The 16054-nt window shown below is 65.3% G+C and carries 16 protein-coding genes; 5 read left to right on the forward strand and 11 right to left on the reverse strand.

What is annotated here, in order from left to right:
• Positions 1-153: 153 nt before the first annotated feature.
• The 7 genes from flhA to ABIB95_RS36715 form a co-directional block, all read right to left on the reverse strand.
• On the reverse strand, positions 154-2295 hold the full coding sequence (gene flhA / locus ABIB95_RS36685; protein WP_063985393.1) for a flagellar biosynthesis protein FlhA: 2142 nt from the start codon (positions 2293-2295) through the stop codon (positions 154-156).
• Positions 2296-2653: 358 nt separating this feature from the next.
• Positions 2654-2956 carry a copper-binding protein gene (locus tag ABIB95_RS36690; RefSeq protein WP_354246979.1) on the reverse strand — a complete coding sequence of 101 codons (303 nt, stop codon included), beginning with the start codon at positions 2954-2956 and terminating at the stop codon, positions 2654-2656.
• Between the two features lie 14 nt (positions 2957-2970).
• Positions 2971-3426, reverse strand: coding sequence for a cupredoxin domain-containing protein (locus ABIB95_RS36695; protein ID WP_028149531.1), 456 nt, complete (start codon positions 3424-3426; stop codon positions 2971-2973).
• Positions 3427-3461: 35 nt separating this feature from the next.
• Positions 3462-4793 (reverse strand): copper oxidase, encoded by a 1332-nt coding sequence (locus ABIB95_RS36700; RefSeq protein ID WP_354246981.1) that lies wholly within the window; start codon positions 4791-4793, stop codon positions 3462-3464.
• A 13-nt stretch (positions 4794-4806) separates the two neighbouring features.
• On the reverse strand, positions 4807-6231 hold the full coding sequence (locus ABIB95_RS36705; protein ID WP_354246984.1) for a TolC family protein: 1425 nt from the start codon (positions 6229-6231) through the stop codon (positions 4807-4809).
• A gap of 9 nt (positions 6232-6240) precedes the next feature.
• On the reverse strand, positions 6241-6525 hold the full coding sequence (locus ABIB95_RS36710) for a hypothetical protein (protein ID WP_354246987.1): 285 nt from the start codon (positions 6523-6525) through the stop codon (positions 6241-6243).
• Between the two features lie 79 nt (positions 6526-6604).
• Entirely contained in the window at positions 6605-7042 is a 438-nt protein-coding gene (locus ABIB95_RS36715; protein ID WP_085403230.1) for a hypothetical protein, read from the reverse strand.
• Positions 7043-7192: 150 nt separating this feature from the next.
• Between ABIB95_RS36715 and ABIB95_RS36720 the strand changes: the two genes are divergently transcribed.
• Complete coding sequence (locus ABIB95_RS36720; RefSeq protein WP_354246992.1) at positions 7193-8458, forward strand: MFS transporter; 1266 nt, start codon at positions 7193-7195, stop codon at positions 8456-8458.
• Here the strand turns inward: ABIB95_RS36720 and ABIB95_RS36725 are convergent.
• A complete protein-coding gene (locus tag ABIB95_RS36725; protein ID WP_071916412.1) occupies positions 8455-8862 on the reverse strand; it encodes a DUF4864 domain-containing protein in 408 nt (135 codons plus the stop codon). The two genes, ABIB95_RS36720 and ABIB95_RS36725, sit on opposite strands and share 4 nt — an antisense overlap.
• A gap of 65 nt (positions 8863-8927) precedes the next feature.
• Positions 8928-9566 (reverse strand): TetR/AcrR family transcriptional regulator, encoded by a 639-nt coding sequence (locus tag ABIB95_RS36730; RefSeq protein ID WP_354247232.1) that lies wholly within the window; start codon positions 9564-9566, stop codon positions 8928-8930.
• 252 nt (positions 9567-9818) lie between these two features.
• On the opposite strand from ABIB95_RS36730, the gene ABIB95_RS36735 reads away from it, so the two are divergent.
• From ABIB95_RS36735 to ABIB95_RS36745, 3 genes are read left to right on the forward strand one after another with little or no spacing between them, the layout of a single operon-like run.
• The gene (locus tag ABIB95_RS36735) at positions 9819-10316 is read left to right on the forward strand and encodes a (2Fe-2S)-binding protein (RefSeq protein WP_041955025.1); all 498 of its coding nucleotides are present in this window, start codon (positions 9819-9821) and stop codon (positions 10314-10316) included.
• Positions 10313-11368, forward strand: a complete 1056-nt coding sequence (locus ABIB95_RS36740; RefSeq protein ID WP_354246996.1) for an FAD binding domain-containing protein — start codon at positions 10313-10315, stop codon at positions 11366-11368. The genes ABIB95_RS36735 and ABIB95_RS36740 overlap by 4 nt, the downstream gene beginning before the upstream one ends.
• Complete coding sequence (locus ABIB95_RS36745) at positions 11361-13622, forward strand: xanthine dehydrogenase family protein molybdopterin-binding subunit (protein ID WP_354246998.1); 2262 nt, start codon at positions 11361-11363, stop codon at positions 13620-13622. Before ABIB95_RS36740 ends, ABIB95_RS36745 begins: the two co-directional genes overlap by 8 nt.
• A 43-nt stretch (positions 13623-13665) precedes the next feature.
• On the opposite strand, the gene ABIB95_RS36750 is transcribed toward ABIB95_RS36745, so the two are convergent.
• Positions 13666-13818, reverse strand: a complete 153-nt coding sequence (locus ABIB95_RS36750; RefSeq protein WP_166082130.1) for a hypothetical protein — start codon at positions 13816-13818, stop codon at positions 13666-13668.
• A 147-nt stretch (positions 13819-13965) separates the two neighbouring features.
• On the reverse strand, positions 13966-14514 hold the full coding sequence (locus ABIB95_RS36755; RefSeq protein WP_014497670.1) for a cupin domain-containing protein: 549 nt from the start codon (positions 14512-14514) through the stop codon (positions 13966-13968).
• Positions 14515-14663: 149 nt separating this feature from the next.
• Between ABIB95_RS36755 and aptA the strand changes: the two genes are divergently transcribed.
• Positions 14664-15992, forward strand: a complete 1329-nt coding sequence (gene aptA / locus ABIB95_RS36760; RefSeq protein WP_354247001.1) for an omega-aminotransferase AptA — start codon at positions 14664-14666, stop codon at positions 15990-15992.
• Positions 15993-16054: the final 62 nt, after the last annotated feature.

Raw genomic sequence — 16054 nt, forward strand, 5'->3', positions numbered from 1 at the left:
GATCGAAAGCGACCCCTCAATCGTGCGATTATATAATTATTTCAAAGGTGTAATGTGCTTGCGAGGCGCCTTGTTCGCATTTGGTCGACAAGGCGCCAGGAACTCAAAAACCATTTGCCTGTGGCCGAAAAACATACGGCTTCTTAAGGCAAATCAGATGCTTCCGACCGTTTTCAATCTCGCCCTGGGGTGGATTTCAGCCTGCGACAGCACCGTCGTCTGAGCCCGGAACCGCTCGACGAGGGAGCGTACGAAGGGACGAATTGCCGCAGACGTGACCAGCACCGGCGCCTCGCCTTCGCGCGCGGCGCGCTCGAAGGCCTCGCGCACGCCGGTCATGAATTCCGACAGCTTCGAGGGCTGCATCGCGAGGCTGCGTTCCTCGCCCTGGCCGATGATGGATTCGGCGAAGGCCTGTTCCCACCGCGCCGACAGCGCGATCAGCGGCAGATAACCGCTGTAGGAGGTGTTCTGCGCGCAGATCTGCCGCGCGAGGCGGGCGCGGACATGCTCGACCATGGTCGCGGGATTGCGCGAGAAGGCGAGCGAGTCGGCGATGCCTTCCAGGATGGTCGAGAGGTCGCGGATCGAGATGCGCTCGGCGAGCAGCAGCTGCAGCACGCGCTGGATGCCGGAGACCGTGACCTGGCCCGGCACGATGTCCTTGACCAGCTCGCCCTGCTCCTTCGGCAGCTCCTTGAGCAGCTTCTGCACCTCGCCATAGGAGAGCAGGTCCGACATGTTGGCCTTGAGCAGCTCGGTGAGGTGGGTCGAGAGCACGGTCGCGGCGTCGACGACGGTGTAGCCCTTGAGCGAGGCTTCTTCCTTGAGGCTGGCATCGACCCAGGTTGCGGGCAGGCCGAAGGTCGGCTCGGTGGTGTGGATGCCGGGCACCTGCACCTGGCTGCCGCCGGGGTCCATGACCATGAACTGGTTCGGCCAGATCTTGCCGGTGCCGGCGTCGACCTCCTTGATCTTGATGATGTAGGTGTTGGCTTCGAGCTGGACGTTGTCGAGGATACGCACCGCGGGCATCACAAAGCCCATCTCGATGGCGAGCGAACGGCGCAGCGCCTTGATCTGCTCAGTGAGGCGGTCGGTGCCATCAGGCCCGTTGACGAGCGGCAGTAGCGCATAGCCGAGCTCGATCTTGAGATCGTCGATCTTGAGCGCGGCGGAGATCGGCTCTTCGGCCGCAGCGGCGCCAGGTGAACCCGGCGTTCCCGGAGCGGATGCGGTCTTTGCAACTTCGTCAGCCCTGGCAGTCGCCCGGTTGCGGTTGCGGGCGTGCCAGGCGAGCGCACCGGCGCCGCCGCCGAGCGCCAGGAAGGGGATGGTCGGGATACCCGGCAGCGCCGCCAGCACCAGCATGACCGCCGCGGACATCGCCAGCGCCTGCGGATAGCCGGAGAACTGTTTCATCAGCGCCTTGTCGGCGGCGCCGGACACGCCGGCCTTGGAGACGAGCAGGCCGGCCGCGGTCGAAACGATCAGCGCCGGCACCTGGGTGACGAGGCCGTCGCCGACGGTCAGCAGCGTGTAGCTGCGCCCGGCATCGGCGAAGGAGAGGCCTTGCTGCGCGACACCGATGATCATGCCGCCGACGATGTTGATGAAGACGATCAAAAGGCCCGCGATGGCGTCGCCGCGGACGAATTTGGAGGCACCGTCCATGGCGCCGAAGAAGCCGCTCTCGTCCTCCAGATCCTTCCGCCGCTGCTTGGCGACCTTCTCGTCGATCAGGCCGGCGGAGAGATCGGCGTCGATCGCCATCTGCTTGCCGGGCATGGCGTCGAGGTGGAAGCGGGCGGCGACTTCGGCGATACGGCCCGAACCCTTGGTGATGACGACGAAGTTGACGATGATCAGGATGGCGAAGACGATGATACCGATGACGAAATTGCCGCCCATCACGAAGCTGCCGAAGGCTTCGATGACGTGACCGGCGGCATCCGTGCCCTCGTGCCCGTGCGACAGGATCAGGCGGGTCGAGGCCATGTTCAGCGACAGGCGCAGCATGGTCGAGATCAGGAGGACGGTCGGGAAGGCGGAGAATTCCAGCGGCGCCTGGATGAACAGCGACGTCATCAGGATCAGGATCGAGAGCGTGATCGAGATCGCCAGGAACAGGTCGAGCACGATCGCGGGCAGCGGCAGGATCAGCACCACCAGGATGGTGAGGACGCCCAGCGCCAGCGCGATATCGCCGCGCTTGAGGATGTTGCCGATCTCGGTGAGGGTCGGGAAGCCGGCGTTCGTGCTGCCTACGCCCTGTCCCGCGGTGACGTCGACCATGGTAGCTGCTCCCCCGCGCGACTGCCGTCCGCGCGCCCCAAATGTCTGCGCGGCGGCCGAAGGGCCGCCGTTTCGAAAGTGAGGCACCGCACTGGCGTCCACGGGGGACCTCCCGTTCTACGCGGCTGACGACACTCGACTTCACCCGGCAATTCTTGCCGGGTGTATGGTTAGCAAAGGGTTAACGGAGGGTGCGGCAGGTGGTCAGATCGGGGTGTTTCGGCCACCTGGCAGGGACGAAGTCGTCATGCCCGGGCTTGTCCCGCCTGCGCGGCCCAAGGCGTGGATGGCCGGGACGAGCCCGGCCATGACGTTGTGGAAGCGTTTGGCGCCGAAATCAGCTGCGGAGGACGTAGCCCTACTTCGCCTTCTGCATCGTCGTCACCGTATACCCCGAAGCCGCCTCCTCGGCCTCGAAGGTTACCTTGTCGCCGACCTTCACCTGCTTGAGCAAGGCGGGGTCCCTGACGCGATAGACCATGGTCATGGGTTCATCCATGCCGAGGCTTTTCGCCGGTCCGTGCTTGAGCGTGATCTTGCCGGCGCCCTCGTCGATCTTCTTGACTTCGCCGCTGATCGCGGCGCCCTGGGCCGCGAGGGCTTCGGCGGCAAGGCCGACGGTCAGCGCCAGCGCTGCGGCGATACGGATGGTCCGGTTCATGGGAGTCTTCCTTGTTACTTCACGGTGACGTGGCCGACCATGCCGTAGTCGCGATGGTCGGGAATCAGGCAGGAGAATTCGAACGTGCCGGCCTTGCTGAACTTCCAGAGGATCTCGGCCGTCTTGTTCGGTGCGAGCCTGACGCCGTTAGGGTCGTCGTGCTCCATATGCGGATGCTTCTTCATCTCCACGGCATGCGCGAGATTCTCCTTCGTGGTGGCGAGCAGGAATTCATGGTCCTCCTTGCCGACATTGCGCAGCACGAAACGAATCTGCTCGCCGCGTTTGACCTCGATCCTGGCGGGCGCGTAGTCCATCTCGTTCAGCAGGATCTCGATCGTGCGCGCGGGCTTCCTGGGATCGCCGGGCTCGCCGGCCGAAAAGGTCCCATGCCCGTGCTGGTCGTGGGCAAAGGCCGGCGCGGTCGAAAGCGCGGCCAGCGCAAGTCCGAGTTTGATCGTCTTCTTCATCTTGTTCTCCAGTTGGTGGTGGTTCATCGAAACGCTCACATCTTCATGTTCTTCATCGGCGCGCCTTGCTGCCGCGCCGGCTCTGCGGCCGGCGGCGTGACCTCGTAGGCGACGGTGCCTTGCGGGAATTTGTAGGGGCCGGGATCGCGATAATCGTCGCGCGCGAGGTCCTCGCGGATCTTCATCACGGTGAACATGCCGCCCATCTCGATCGGCCCGAACTGACCGGTACCGGTCATCATCGGCAGCGTGTTGTCGGGCGCGGGCATCTCCATGTTGCCCATGGCCATGCCGGTCGAGCCCATCGCCATGGCATCGGGCGCGAGCTTGCCGACCGCCCTGGCGAGATCCTTGCGCGACACGCCGATCAGGTTACGCACCTCGTGCCCCATTGCGTTCATGGTGTGATGTGACTTGTGGCAGTGGAACGCCCAGTCGCCGGGATTGTCGGCGAGCACGTCGAACACCCGTACCGCGCCCACGGGTACATCGGTGGTCGTCTCCGGATATTGCGCGCTCTCCGGAATCCAGCCGCCATCGGTGCAGGTCACTGCAAAGCTGTGGCCGTGCAGATGGATCGGATGGTTGGTCATGCTGAGATTGCCGATGCGCACGCGCACCTTGTCGCCGAGCCTGACCGGCAAGGGATCGATGCCGGGAAACACCCGCGAATTCCAGGTCCACATGTTGAAGTCGGTCATCTCGTTGACCTGCGGCAGGTATGTGCCGGGATCGACGCGATAGGTGCTCATCACGAAGACGAAGTCGCGGTCGACGGGCCGGAAGCTTTGATCGCGCGGATGCACGACGACCATGCCCATCATGCCCATCGCCATCTGCACCATCTCGTCGGAATGCGGGTGGTACATGAAGGTCCCGCTCTTCTTCATCTCGAACTCGTAGACGAAGGTTTTTCCCGGCTGGATGTGCGGCTGCGTCAGTCCGCCGACACCGTCCATGCCGCTGGGAATGATCATGCCGTGCCAGTGCACGGTGGTGTATTCGGGCAGCCTGTTGGTGACGAAGACACGAATCTTGTCGCCTTCGACCGCCTCGATGGTCGGACCCGGTGACTGGCCGTTATAGCCCCACAGATTCACTTTCATGCCTTCGGCGAACTCGCGCACCACGGGTTCGGCGACGAGATGGAATTCCTTCCAGTCGCCGTTCATGCGGAACGGCAGTGACCAGCCGTTCAGCGTGACCACGGGGCGGTAGTCCGGGCCGCTGATCGGATGCAGCGGCGGCTGCATCACCACCTTGTCCATGTGAGGCGCTTCCGGAATGGACGCGGCCTGCACACGGCCGCTGACGGCTGACGCGCTGGCAAGCGCGGCGGTGCCCAAAAATCCTCGGCGGGAATACATGTTGGCCTCCATCTCAGTGACCGCCATCGGCAGGCGCTGCCGCGGCGATGGTGGTTGAAGTGTCGCCGCCCGACGCAGGTGCGCCGCCGCCGTTGACGGCAGTCTGGAGGTCGGACTGGGCGAGGAAGAGTTTTTGCTTGGCATCGATCGCGCCGCGCAGCGACGCCAGGCGCTGCCGCGCTTCGGTGAGCAGCGCGAAAATATCGACCTGCATGCGGGAGAAGCGCAGCTGCATCTCCTCCGTGATGATCTTGCGCAGCGGCAGGATCTCGCGCTGGTAGTGGCTGGCGATGTCGTAGCCGGAGCGATAGACGCGATAAGCATCGCGGGCCTCGGAGCGGACGTTGACGGCGCGCTCGGTCAGGCGGTTGAAGGCGAGATTGTAGGTCTCCGCCGCCTGCCGCACCCGCACCTCGCCGCCGTCGAAGATCGGGATCTGGAACTGCACATCGAAACCGCGTTCGCGGAACGGCGGGCCCTCGGGATCCTGGGTGCGGCGGGAGATGCCGGCGAGGTCGAGCAGCGTGACGAAGCGCGTCGCCTCGGTGAGATTGAGCGACTTTGCCAGCGCCGTCAGCTCCAGCCGCGCGATCTGAAGGTCGATACGATGGGCAACCGCATCGGCCTCGATCGAGGGCAGTGCCTGCGGCCGGCGCGGCAGCGGCGGCAGTTGATCGGGCAGACGGAAGTCGAGGCCGCCGTCCCACAGCCCCATCAGGCGCGCGAGCCTTTCGCGCGCGCTCGTTGCCGCCTGCCGCGCGGTGGCGAGGTCGGCCGTGGTCTCGGCATAAAACACCTGCTCGCGGGCCTGGTCGAGCTTGTTGATCGAACCGGTCTCGCCGAGTTTGACCGCGAGCTGCGCCGTCGATTCCGCCGTCGCCTTCGCGTCGGTGAGCAGCGCCACCATTTCGTTGCCGGCGACTGCGCGGACATAGGCGCGCCGGACATCGGCAGCCAGCCGCAGCGTCGCCAACGCCGCGCGCAATTGCGCCTGACGGAAACGGTCGCGGGCGATGTCGGAGCGGAACGGCAGCGTGGCCAGCGCGAGGATGTCGCCGACCACCTGACGCTCTATCTCGCTCGCGCCATTGCCTGCGATGCGCGAGATCGAAAACACAGGATTGGGCGGCAGGCTCTGCTCGACCAAATCGGTCTCGGCCAGCGCCAGCTCGTTATAGGTCGCTTGCAGTCCCTTGTTGTTGAGCAGCGCGATCTGCACGGCCGTCTCGGTGGTCAGCGTGCGCGCCAGCAAGCGGCGGACGGTCGCGTTGACGGCCTCCGCACCTTCGGCCGTTCGCACGAAGGCGACGTCCTTGTTGATGGTCTGGCTGGTGAGGTCCGAGACCGTCGTCATGCCTCCGTCCGGCGAGAATGCCATGCAGCCGGAGAGCCCCAGCGCAGTGAGCACGAGCAGGCCCCGCGCAAAATGATGCGTCATGGCGCGCCCCTACCGGTCTTGCTTCGGCTGCGGTGCGACAGCGTCGTTGCGGTCGCGCCATGGCCCCGGCGTCGCAGGTCGCAGGCTGGTATAGGGCGCGATGGTCGACCGATAGCTGGCGCGTGCGACCTTTGCCGCAGGATCGGCAGGATCGGCGCCAGCAATTTGCGTCGTTGCCGGCATGCAGCCCGACAGCGCGAGCGCAAGCACGAGCAGCAGCGGCCAATTGAATCGAAAGTGTCGTCCACGCGCCGCGGATGCGGCGGCGACCTTCGCCCCGGAAAGCGTAAGCATGAGTCATCCCTGATCTGTCGTAGAGACCACAGGTTCGCGCGCGCGGATGCGCGTGCGGTCCTGACGTCGTCGCGTCAGATCAGGCGATGGGAGGGCGGTAGCGCTGAGGCGGCGCCGCGCTGTGCAGGCTGACCACGATCTCGGGCGCGCAGGCGGAAATCGGCTGCAGCGGCTTGGCGATGCCGGGCAGGTCGGCCGGCAGGGCGCTCACGCACATCATCGCGCAGCACGGGCCAGCCTTGCCGTCATGGTGATGTTGGGCTGGCGCATCCTGTGCGGCAGCCTGGTGATGCGCGTGCAGGCCTGCGTGGTCATGCGACACACCGTCATGCACGTGGCCGGCCTGCATCTCGTGATGCACCGGCACGAGATCGGCGAGGAGCGCGTCGTCGAGGCACGGCGCCGGGCCGCTGCCCCAGGCGAGGGCTGCTGCCGGCGCGAGCACGCAGAACAGATAGGCGAGGGCGATGATCCGCCCCACCCTGATCCGCATCGATCGCGTCAATCGCAACAGCATTCCGCCGATAGGCTCCTCGCGCGGCAATGTTGCACACGCAGATTGCAAACTAATGGCAAAGCGCGGCTTCGCCAAGCATCTTCTTACCGCAGTGCACCGCGCATGCCCAATATCGCGGCACGATGCTTGACCCCAAGGCGGTCAGCGAACATGGTCCGGCCCGTGCACGCGCCAAATCTTCCAGGACAGAGACCGGCCTCATTCACCCCTGATTCGCGTCAGGCTTGGGTGCGGCTGTTGCTTGCGCTGCTGATCGGTTCGATCGGCGGCGTCGGCATGTGGGCGGTCGTCGTGGTGATTCCCGTCGTGCAGACCGAGTTCGCCGCCACGCGAGCAGCTGTGTCGCTGGCCTTCACACTGATGATGTTCGGTTTCGGCCTTGGCGGCGTGATCGCCGGCAAGATCACCGACAAGTTCGGCATCGTGCCGGCGATGGCGATCAGCATCGCTTTCATCGGCGTTGCCAACGTGCTGGCGGGGCTCTCGACCCAGCTCTGGCAGCTCGTCGCGGCCTATTTCCTGATCGGGCTCGGCACCTCGGCGACATTCGCGCCGCTGATGGCGGAGGCCTCGCACTGGTTCGAGCGCTATCGCGGACTTGCCGTGACCATCGTCGCGAGCGGCAATTACGTCGCGGGCACGATGTGGCCGCCGCTCATCAGCGAGGGCATGCAGACGATCGGCTGGCGCACCACGCATATCGGCATCGCCCTCGTTTGCGTGGTCTTGATGACGATCCTGGTGCTGGTCCTGCGCGCACAGATGGGCGACGACAAGGTCCGCAATCACGCCAATGCGCGCCCGCCGCAGGTCGATCTCAAGCTTTCGACCAACACGCTGACCGTGCTGCTCTCGATCGCCAGCATCTCCTGCTGCGTCGCCATGGCGATGCCGCAGGTGCACATCGTCGCCTATTGCGGCGATCTCGGTTACGGCGTGGCGCGTGGCGCTGAGATGCTGTCGCTGATGATGGCCTGCGGCATCGTCAGCCGCATCGGCTCGGGTTACCTCGCCGACAAGATCGGCGGCATCCGCACGCTGCTGGTCGGATCGCTGGCGCAGGGCTTTGCGCTGGTGTTCTATCTGTTCTTCGACAGCCTGACTTCACTCTATCTCATCTCCGCGATGTTCGGCCTGTTTCAGGGCGGCATCGTGCCGAGCTACGCCATCATCGTGCGCGAGGCGATGCCGGCGAGCGAGGCGGCAACCCGCGTCGGCATCGTGATCTTTGCCTCGGTGTTCGGCATGTCCTTCGGCGGCTGGGTGTCGGGCGTCATCTTCGACGCGACGGGCTCCTATGCTGCGGCGTTCGCGAACGGCGTGGCGTGGAACGCCCTCAATGTCGGCATCGTGCTGACGCTGCTGATCCGCTCGCGGATGAACACGGTCAAGACGGGACCGGGTTTTGCGACCTAGACTTCTCGCCCCACCTTCAGCAACGAGCAGCCGGTGATCTTGTAGCTGCCGTCCGCCTGCTGCTCGAGCGTGTAGAGCGCTTCCCAGGCTTCGCCATTGGCGTCGATGATGTGGACGTGCTGGGAGATCCAGTTGCCTTCGCTCCTGCTCTCGCCAAACTCAAAGCTCTTGTGCCGGTAGACCGGCGCGTAGCCGTTTTGCACCATGGACATGAAGATATCAGGGGCGGGGAAAATCTCCCTGATCGCCGGCGCGGCGTGGGAATAGGCCGCGGCCGCATCGTCGCGCGCAAAGGCCTGCTCCTGGGCGCGGATCACGCCCTGTGCCGCAGTGACGTCGGCGGCGCATGCTGGAGCGGCACCAAGGATAATCATAAGGGCGACGAGCAAGGCGGCGATGCGCATGACAGGCTCCGCGTTGAAATCCCGGCGATGCCAACCCTAGCACGCCCTCAGGGAAATACGGCGCGCTATCGCTTCCGTTTCACCGCGGGCTTTGCGGGCTTGGCGGCACGCGCCTTGGCCTTGCCGGCCGGCTGCACGCGTAGCCCGTCCACGAACACGTCGAGCATGCGCAGCACCGAGGATTGCCAGCCGGGCTGGTCGTGCATGTAACACATGCCAACGAGTGCCCTGAGCAGATCCTCCGGGCTGACATCGCCGCGCATCTGGCCGGCCGCGACCGCGCGGTCGAGCAGCGAGCCGATCGCCTTGGTCAGCCGGTCCATCGAGAACGCCGCGAGTTCCGACGAGCTCTGGAACGTCAGCGCCAGCGCGGCCGACATGCCCTTTTTTGTGGCAACGAATTCGACGTTGGAGCGCAGCCAGCGCCGCAGCGCATCGACCGGGTCTTTGGCGTTCTTCAATTGCTCGGCAAGCTCGCTGAGCTGCTCGACCTCGCGCCGGTACACCGCCTCGAACAAATCCTCGCGAGTTGGAAAATGCCGATAGAGCGTGCCGATGCCGACGCCGGCGCGTTTGGCGACGGCTTCCAGGCTTGCCTCGGGACCGCCCGCGTTGAACACGATTTTCGCCGCCTCGAGCACGCGCTCGCGATTGCGCACGGCGTCGGCGCGAGGCTTCCGAATCTGGTCGGTCTGGTCGTCCATGGCGGTAATGTAGATCACGAATTGGTTAGATTGAACCCTCGCAATGAACCCTTGCAAGGCTGCATCGCGTTGTCTGCGCATGGGCTTTTGACGAATTCCAAATATTTTTCGGCGACCCTTGTTAAGCGGAGGGTGCCTCCGTATCTTCCTTGAGATGTTGGCTGGGTTCCGCCTGGCCAACGCATATCGACGGCGGCCACGGAGGTGGCGCGCTGGCCGATGACTCATGTCCATATCTGATCGGAGCCTTGTATGAACCACTCCATCAGCCTCACCGTGAACGGTGCGCGGCGCGACTTCGTCCTCGACGATCCGCGCGTCACGCTGCTCGATCTCCTGCGTGAGCGCCTCCATCTGACCGGAACCAAGAAGGGATGCGATCGCGGCCAGTGCGGCGCCTGCACCATTCTCGTCGACGGCAAGCGCATCAACTCCTGTCTTGCTCTGGCCATCAGCCATGACGGCGCCGACATCCTCACCATCGAAGGCGTCGCGCGCGGCGACCAGCTTCATCCCGTGCAGGCGGCCTTCATCGCACATGACGGCTTTCAGTGCGGCTTCTGCACGCCCGGCCAGATCATGAGCGCGATCGGCATGATGCAAGAGGCGCAGGCCGGCAACGATCCCGAGCGCATCCGCGAATGCATGAGCGGCAATCTCTGCCGCTGCGGCGCTTATGCCGGCATCGTCGATGCCGTGCTGGAAGCCCAGGCCGGCACGGACGAATCCAATCAGAGGCGCTCCGCATGAAACCGTTCGATTATATCAGGCCGGCCACAGTGGCCGAGGCCGTTGCGGCGGCCGCTAAGCCGGGCACTGCCTATCTCGCCGCCGGCACCAATCTGCTCGATCTGATGAAGGGCGGCGTCAGCCGACCGGATCGGCTGGTCGATGTCACGCATCTCGACGGACTCGATCAGATCGAGACTCTCGCCGACGGATCGTTGCGCATCGGCGCGCTGGTGAGCAACGCCGATCTCGCGCATGACGCAAACTTCGCGAAGTCCTACCCGGCCGTTGCTGAGGCGCTGCTCTCCGGTGCGTCCGCGCAACTGCGCAATGCCGCGACCGTCGGCGGCAATCTGCTGCAGCGGACGCGCTGCGCCTATTTCTACGACACCGCCAGCCGCTGCAACAAGCGCGAGGCGGGCTCTGGCTGCGACGCGCGCGAGGGCGAGAACCGCACGCATGCCGTGCTCGGCTGGAGCGAGAGCTGTATCGCCACGCATCCGTCGGACTTCTGTGTACCTCTGGTCGCGCTCGATGCCGTCGTCGAGATCGAGGGCAGGAACGGCCGCCGCGAGATCGCGCTCGACGCGCTACATCGCCTGCCGGGCAATACGCCCGAGCGTGAAACGGCGCTCGAACCCGGCGACCTCATCGTCGCGGTGCGCCTGCCGCCTGCCGCACGCAGCTTTGCCGCACATGCGCGCTATCTGAAAGTTCGCGAGCGCACGTCTTACGCGTTCGCCGTGGTCTCGACCGCGGCTGCGTTGCGGATCGAGAACGGCAAGATCGCGGAGGCGCGGCTGGCGCTCGGCGGCGTCGCCGCAAAGCCCTGGCGTGCCCGCGCCGCGGAAGATGTGCTCAAGGGCGTCGCGCCGACGAGCGACGCTTTTCAGGAAGCCGCCTGGCGCGCGCTTACCGACGCAAAGCCGTCCGGCGACAACGCCTTCAAGATCAAGCTCGCACGCCGCATCGTCGTGCGCGCGCTGACCCTTGCCGCCGCCGGTACGCCCGCGCGCATCCCCGCGCTGCCGGCCTCTCCCTTTGCCTCGACGTCCGGAGCCATCCATGCCTGAGCTTAATCTGTCCAGCTCTCCCGCCCATCTGCGCCACGGCTCGAACATCGGTCAGCCGCTGACCCGCCGCGACGGCGTCCTCAAGGTCAAGGGGCAGGCGACCTACGCCGCCGACAATCATCCGCCCGGCATGCTGTTTGCCGTGATGGCGGTCGCCAGCATCGCGCATGGCCGCGTCACCTCGCTCGATGTCGCCGCCGCAAAACGCCATCCCGGCGTCGTCGACGTCATGACACCAGACCACAAGCCACAGCTTGCGATCGACCCTGAAATCAAAACCAATCCGTTCGTGTTCCGGATGGAGGTCTTGCAGAGCAATGAGGTCCGCTACGCCAACCAGCCCATCGCCGTCGTGATCGCCGAGACGCTGGAGGCCGCGACTGAAGGCGCGGTGCTGCTGGCGCCGCGCTACGAGACGCTGCCTGCGCTGGTCGGTCTCGATGCCGGCGAGAGTTACGTGCCGCCGGTCGTCGGCGTCGGCAACCCCACCGAAAATCACCTCGGCGATGTCGAGGCCGGCCTTGCCGCGGCCGAGAAGCAGATCGACGCGCTTTACGAAACGCCGCCGCAATATCACAACGCGATGGAGCCGCATGCGATAGTGGCCGCATGGAATGGCGACAATTTGCAGATCGACATGCCGACCCAGGGTCTGATGCTGTCGCTTGCGCGCGTGGCAGAGTTGTTCGGCATCGCGCATGACAAGATCCACATCCGCAGCCCGTTCCTCGGCGGTGGCTTTGGCTCGAAGGGGCTGATGGCCGGTCCGCCGGTCCTCGGCATCATGGCCGCAAAGCTGGTCGGCAAGCCGGTCAAGCTGGTACTGCGCCGTGAGCAGATGTACGGCCCGGTCGGTCACCGTGCACCGACGCGTCAGCGGCTGCGCATTGGCACGGACGGCGAAGGGCGCCTGACTGCGCTCGATCATCACGCCCGGACCGTGTCGAGCACGTTCGACGATTTCTACGAGCCCGCGGCGGACGCCTCGCATACACTCTATGCCAGCCCATCAATCCGCACCTCGCATGACGCCGTGCGCGTCAACACCGGTACACCGCTGTTCATGCGTGCGCCCGGCGAGGCCACCGGCTCGATCGCGCTCGAAAGCGCGATCGACGAAATGGCCTGGGCGTGCGGCATCGATCCGCTGGCTTTCCGCCTGAAGAACTACGCCGAGGTCGAGCCGATCACTGGCAAGCCGTTTTCGTCCAAGGCGCTGCGTGCTTGCTACGAGCAGGGCGCGGCGCGCTTCGGCTGGTCGAAGCGTTCGCTCCAGCCCCGGCAGATGCGTGATGATGCCGGCCTTCTCGTCGGCTGGGGCATGGGCACGGCGACTTTCCCAGCGCTGATGTTCCAGGCCGAAGCGCGCGCGGTCATCCGCCGCGACGGCTCCGGCGCGATGGAAATCGGCGCGCATGACATGGGGCAGGGCGCCTGGACGGCACTCGCCCAGATCGCGGCCGACGAACTCGGGCTCGACATCGACCGTGTCGAGTTCAAGGCTGGTTCATCCGACTTGCCCGACGCCGGCATTGCCGGTGGTTCGGCGCACACCGCGACCGCGGGTGCTGCGATCCATAGCGCCGGTGCGGCCGTGGTCGCAAAGCTCGCCGATCTCGCCACCAGTGACGAGCGCTCGCCGCTGTTCGGTGCCGGCAATGCCGGCGTGATCGCGCGCGACGGCAGGCTGATCCGGCGCGACGACGAGAGCCGCGGCGAGAGCTACGTCGAGATCCTCGCCCGTGCGGGCGTTGCCGAGATCGAGGCCCGCGGCACCGGTGCGCCAAATCCTGCGGCGATGGAGGAGTATGCGATGCACGCCCATGGCGCGGTGTTCGCGGAGGTGAAGGTCGATCCCGAACTCGGCCAGGTCCGTGTCACCCGCATGGTCGGCGCTTTCGCGGCTGGGCGCATCGTCAATCCGCACCTGGTGAAGAGCCAGCTGTTCGGCGGCATGATCTGGGGCATGTCCTTCGCGCTGCATGAGGAAGCCATCACCGACCGCCGCAGCGGCCGGATCATGAATGCCAATCTCGGCGAGTACCACATCCCCGTGAATGCGGACGTGCCGCCGCTCGACGTGATCACGGTCGAGGAGCACGATCCGCATGTGAATGCGCTCGGCATCAAGGGCGTCGGGGAGATCGGCATTACCGGCAGCGCCGGCGCGGTCGCCAACGCGGTGTGGCATGCGACCGGCGTGCGGGTGCGTCGTTTCCCGATCAAGATCGAGGAGTTGCTGACCCAGCGTTGAGGCAAAAAGGCGGGACGAGATCTTCTCGTTCCGCCGCGTCCTGCTAATGCAGTTTCTTGCGGAGCGCCTTCAGCGCTTCTCGCTGCGTCTCGATGTAGTCGGCAATAGCCTTACGCAGCTCCTGCGAATGGAGCTTGTCGGTGTCGCGCTGCACTTCATCGAGCGCAGCCTCTGCATTGGCGAGCGTGATCTTCATCTTCGAGCCCAGTTATGAAGCGGCGCCGGAATGTTTCCTCGGCTTGGGTTCGCAACATATAGAGGATCGACGCGCGGAATTTGAGATGCCTCAAGCTCCGTAAGACACCGGGGCACTCCGTAAGATTCCGGATAATGTCGATGCGCCTCAAAACGTCGGCGGCGTGCAGGCCGAGATCACTTCGCACGGCTTGCCGCCGACGCAGCGGAAGCGATGCGGGCGACGGCTCTCGAAGTAGTAGGCATCGCCGGGATTGAGGATGCGGCGCTCGTCCTCGACGGTGACTTCGAGCTTGCCCGAGATCACGATGCCGCCTTCCTCGCCGTCATGGACGAGGTGAACGCGCCCGGTGTCGCTGCCGGGCTCGTAGCGCTCCTTCAGGATCTGCAGGCTGCGGCCGAACAGATTGTCGCCGATCTGGCGATACGAGATCGGCTTCTTGCCGACCTCGGTCAGCTCCTCGGCGCGGTAGAAGATCTTGCGCCGCGACTCCGGCTCCAGCGCGAAGAACTCGGCGAGCCCCATCGGGATGCCGTCGAGGATGCGCTTGAGCGCGCCGACCGACGGGTTCATCTGGTTGGATTCGATCAGCGAGATCGTCGAATTGGTGACCCCGGCGCGCTTGGCGAGCTCGCGCTGCGACAGCTTGTGGTGCGCCCGGATGAATCGCAGCCGTCCACCGATGTCGACGCTCATGCCCCTGGTCCCTGTTGCAGGTGTTGCGGATCGCGCAAATATGGACCGGCAGCCCCAGTGAAATCAATGGCTTGCAGGTGACCAGAAAAGGACTTGTTGCGCTTCCGAAGCCGTGCCTCTGCTATCCGGTCAGCAAAGGAGCGTGGCCCGTGACCCTTCATCAGATTCCGAACACTATCAAGACCGACTCGTTCTGGATGCCGTTCACGGCCAACCGTCAGTTCAAGAAGGCGCCGCGCCTGTTCTCCTCGGCCGAGGGCATGCACTACGCCACCGTCGACGGCCGCAAGGTGATCGACGGCTCCGCCGGCCTCTGGTGCGTCAATGCCGGTCACGGCCGCAAGCAGATCGCCGCCGCGGTCGAGCGCCAGCTGATGACGCTGGACTTCGCGCCGTCGTTCCAGATGGGCCATCCGCTGGCATTCGACTTCGCCGAGCGTCTCGCCGAGATCGCGCCGAAGGGCCTCGACCGCATCTTCTTCACCAACTCCGGCTCCGAGTCGGTCGACACCGCGCTGAAGATCGCGCTCGCCTATCACCGCGCCAACGGCCAGGCGAGCCGCACCCGTTTGATCGGCCGCGAGCGCGGCTATCACGGCGTCGGCTTCGGCGGCATGTCGGTCGGCGGCATGGTCGCCAATCGCCGCGCCTTCGCCACCCATCTTCCGGGCGTCGACCACATCCGCCACACCCACGATCTCACCCGCAACGCCTTCGCCAAGGACCAGCCTGAGCATGGCGCCGAGCTCGCCGACGATCTCGAGCGTCTGGTCGGCCTGCACGGCGCCGAGACGATCGCGGCCGTTATCGTCGAGCCGGTGCCGGGCTCGACCGCGGTGCTGCCGCCGCCGAAGGGCTATCTCAAGCGTCTGCGCGAGATCTGCGACAAGCACGGCATCCTCCTCATCTTCGACGAGGTCATCACCGGCTTCGGCCGCCTCGGCACGCCGTTCGCCGCCGACTTCTTCGGCGTCACGCCGGACCTGATGACGACGGCCAAGGGCATCACCAACGGCACCATTCCCTGCGGCGCGGTGTTCGCAAGCCGCAAGGTTCACGACGGCCTGATGGTCGGCCCGGAGAACCAGATGGAGCTGTTCCACGGCTACACCTATTCGGCGCATCCGACGGCCTGCGCCGCCGGCATCGCGACGCTCGACATCTACAAGGACGAGGGCCTGTTGACGCGCGGTGCGTCGATCGCCGGGTACTGGGGCGATGCGCTGCATTCGCTGAAGGGCCTGCCGAACGTCGTCGACATCCGCAATTGCGGCCTGATGGGCGCTGTCGAGCTGTCGTCGCGTGACGGTGCGGTCGGCGCGCGTGGTTACGACGTCATGGTCGATTGCTTCAATCGCGGTCTGTACTTCCGCATGAGCGGCGACTCCTTCGCGCTGTCGCCCCCGCTCATCGTCGAGAAGAGCCATATCGACGATATGGTCTCGATCCTCGGCGACGCCATCAAGCGGGTGGCCTGATAATTGCTCTCGCCGTTGCGGAGTTTGTTCTTGCAGCGGCGAGCGTGATGCCGCGGGAGTTT

This window comes from Bradyrhizobium sp. LA2.1, assembly GCF_040547725.1.
GTDB classification, from domain to species: Bacteria; Pseudomonadota; Alphaproteobacteria; order Rhizobiales; family Xanthobacteraceae; genus Bradyrhizobium; species Bradyrhizobium barranii.

What these genes read in the sequence shown, in the direction of transcription:
- flhA (WP_063985393.1), bottom strand. Translation starts at nt 2,295, where the DNA reads ATGGTCGACGTCACCGCGGGACAGGGCGTAGGCAGCACGAACGCCGGC.
- ABIB95_RS36690 (WP_354246979.1), bottom strand. Translation starts at nt 2,956, where the DNA reads ATGAACCGGACCATCCGTATCGCCGCAGCGCTGGCGCTGACCGTCGGC.
- ABIB95_RS36695 (WP_028149531.1), bottom strand. Translation starts at nt 3,426, where the DNA reads ATGAAGAAGACGATCAAACTCGGACTTGCGCTGGCCGCGCTTTCGACC.
- ABIB95_RS36700 (WP_354246981.1), bottom strand. Translation starts at nt 4,793, where the DNA reads ATGTATTCCCGCCGAGGATTTTTGGGCACCGCCGCGCTTGCCAGCGCG.
- ABIB95_RS36705 (WP_354246984.1), bottom strand. Translation starts at nt 6,231, where the DNA reads ATGACGCATCATTTTGCGCGGGGCCTGCTCGTGCTCACTGCGCTGGGG.
- ABIB95_RS36710 (WP_354246987.1), bottom strand. Translation starts at nt 6,525, where the DNA reads ATGCTTACGCTTTCCGGGGCGAAGGTCGCCGCCGCATCCGCGGCGCGT.
- ABIB95_RS36715 (WP_085403230.1), bottom strand. Translation starts at nt 7,042, where the DNA reads ATGCTGTTGCGATTGACGCGATCGATGCGGATCAGGGTGGGGCGGATC.
- ABIB95_RS36720 (WP_354246992.1), top strand. Translation starts at nt 7,193, where the DNA reads ATGGTCCGGCCCGTGCACGCGCCAAATCTTCCAGGACAGAGACCGGCC.
- ABIB95_RS36725 (WP_071916412.1), bottom strand. Translation starts at nt 8,862, where the DNA reads ATGCGCATCGCCGCCTTGCTCGTCGCCCTTATGATTATCCTTGGTGCC.
- ABIB95_RS36730 (WP_354247232.1), bottom strand. Translation starts at nt 9,566, where the DNA reads ATGGACGACCAGACCGACCAGATTCGGAAGCCTCGCGCCGACGCCGTG.
- ABIB95_RS36735 (WP_041955025.1), top strand. Translation starts at nt 9,819, where the DNA reads ATGAACCACTCCATCAGCCTCACCGTGAACGGTGCGCGGCGCGACTTC.
- ABIB95_RS36740 (WP_354246996.1), top strand. Translation starts at nt 10,313, where the DNA reads ATGAAACCGTTCGATTATATCAGGCCGGCCACAGTGGCCGAGGCCGTT.
- ABIB95_RS36745 (WP_354246998.1), top strand. Translation starts at nt 11,361, where the DNA reads ATGCCTGAGCTTAATCTGTCCAGCTCTCCCGCCCATCTGCGCCACGGC.
- ABIB95_RS36750 (WP_166082130.1), bottom strand. Translation starts at nt 13,818, where the DNA reads ATGAAGATCACGCTCGCCAATGCAGAGGCTGCGCTCGATGAAGTGCAG.
- ABIB95_RS36755 (WP_014497670.1), bottom strand. Translation starts at nt 14,514, where the DNA reads ATGAGCGTCGACATCGGTGGACGGCTGCGATTCATCCGGGCGCACCAC.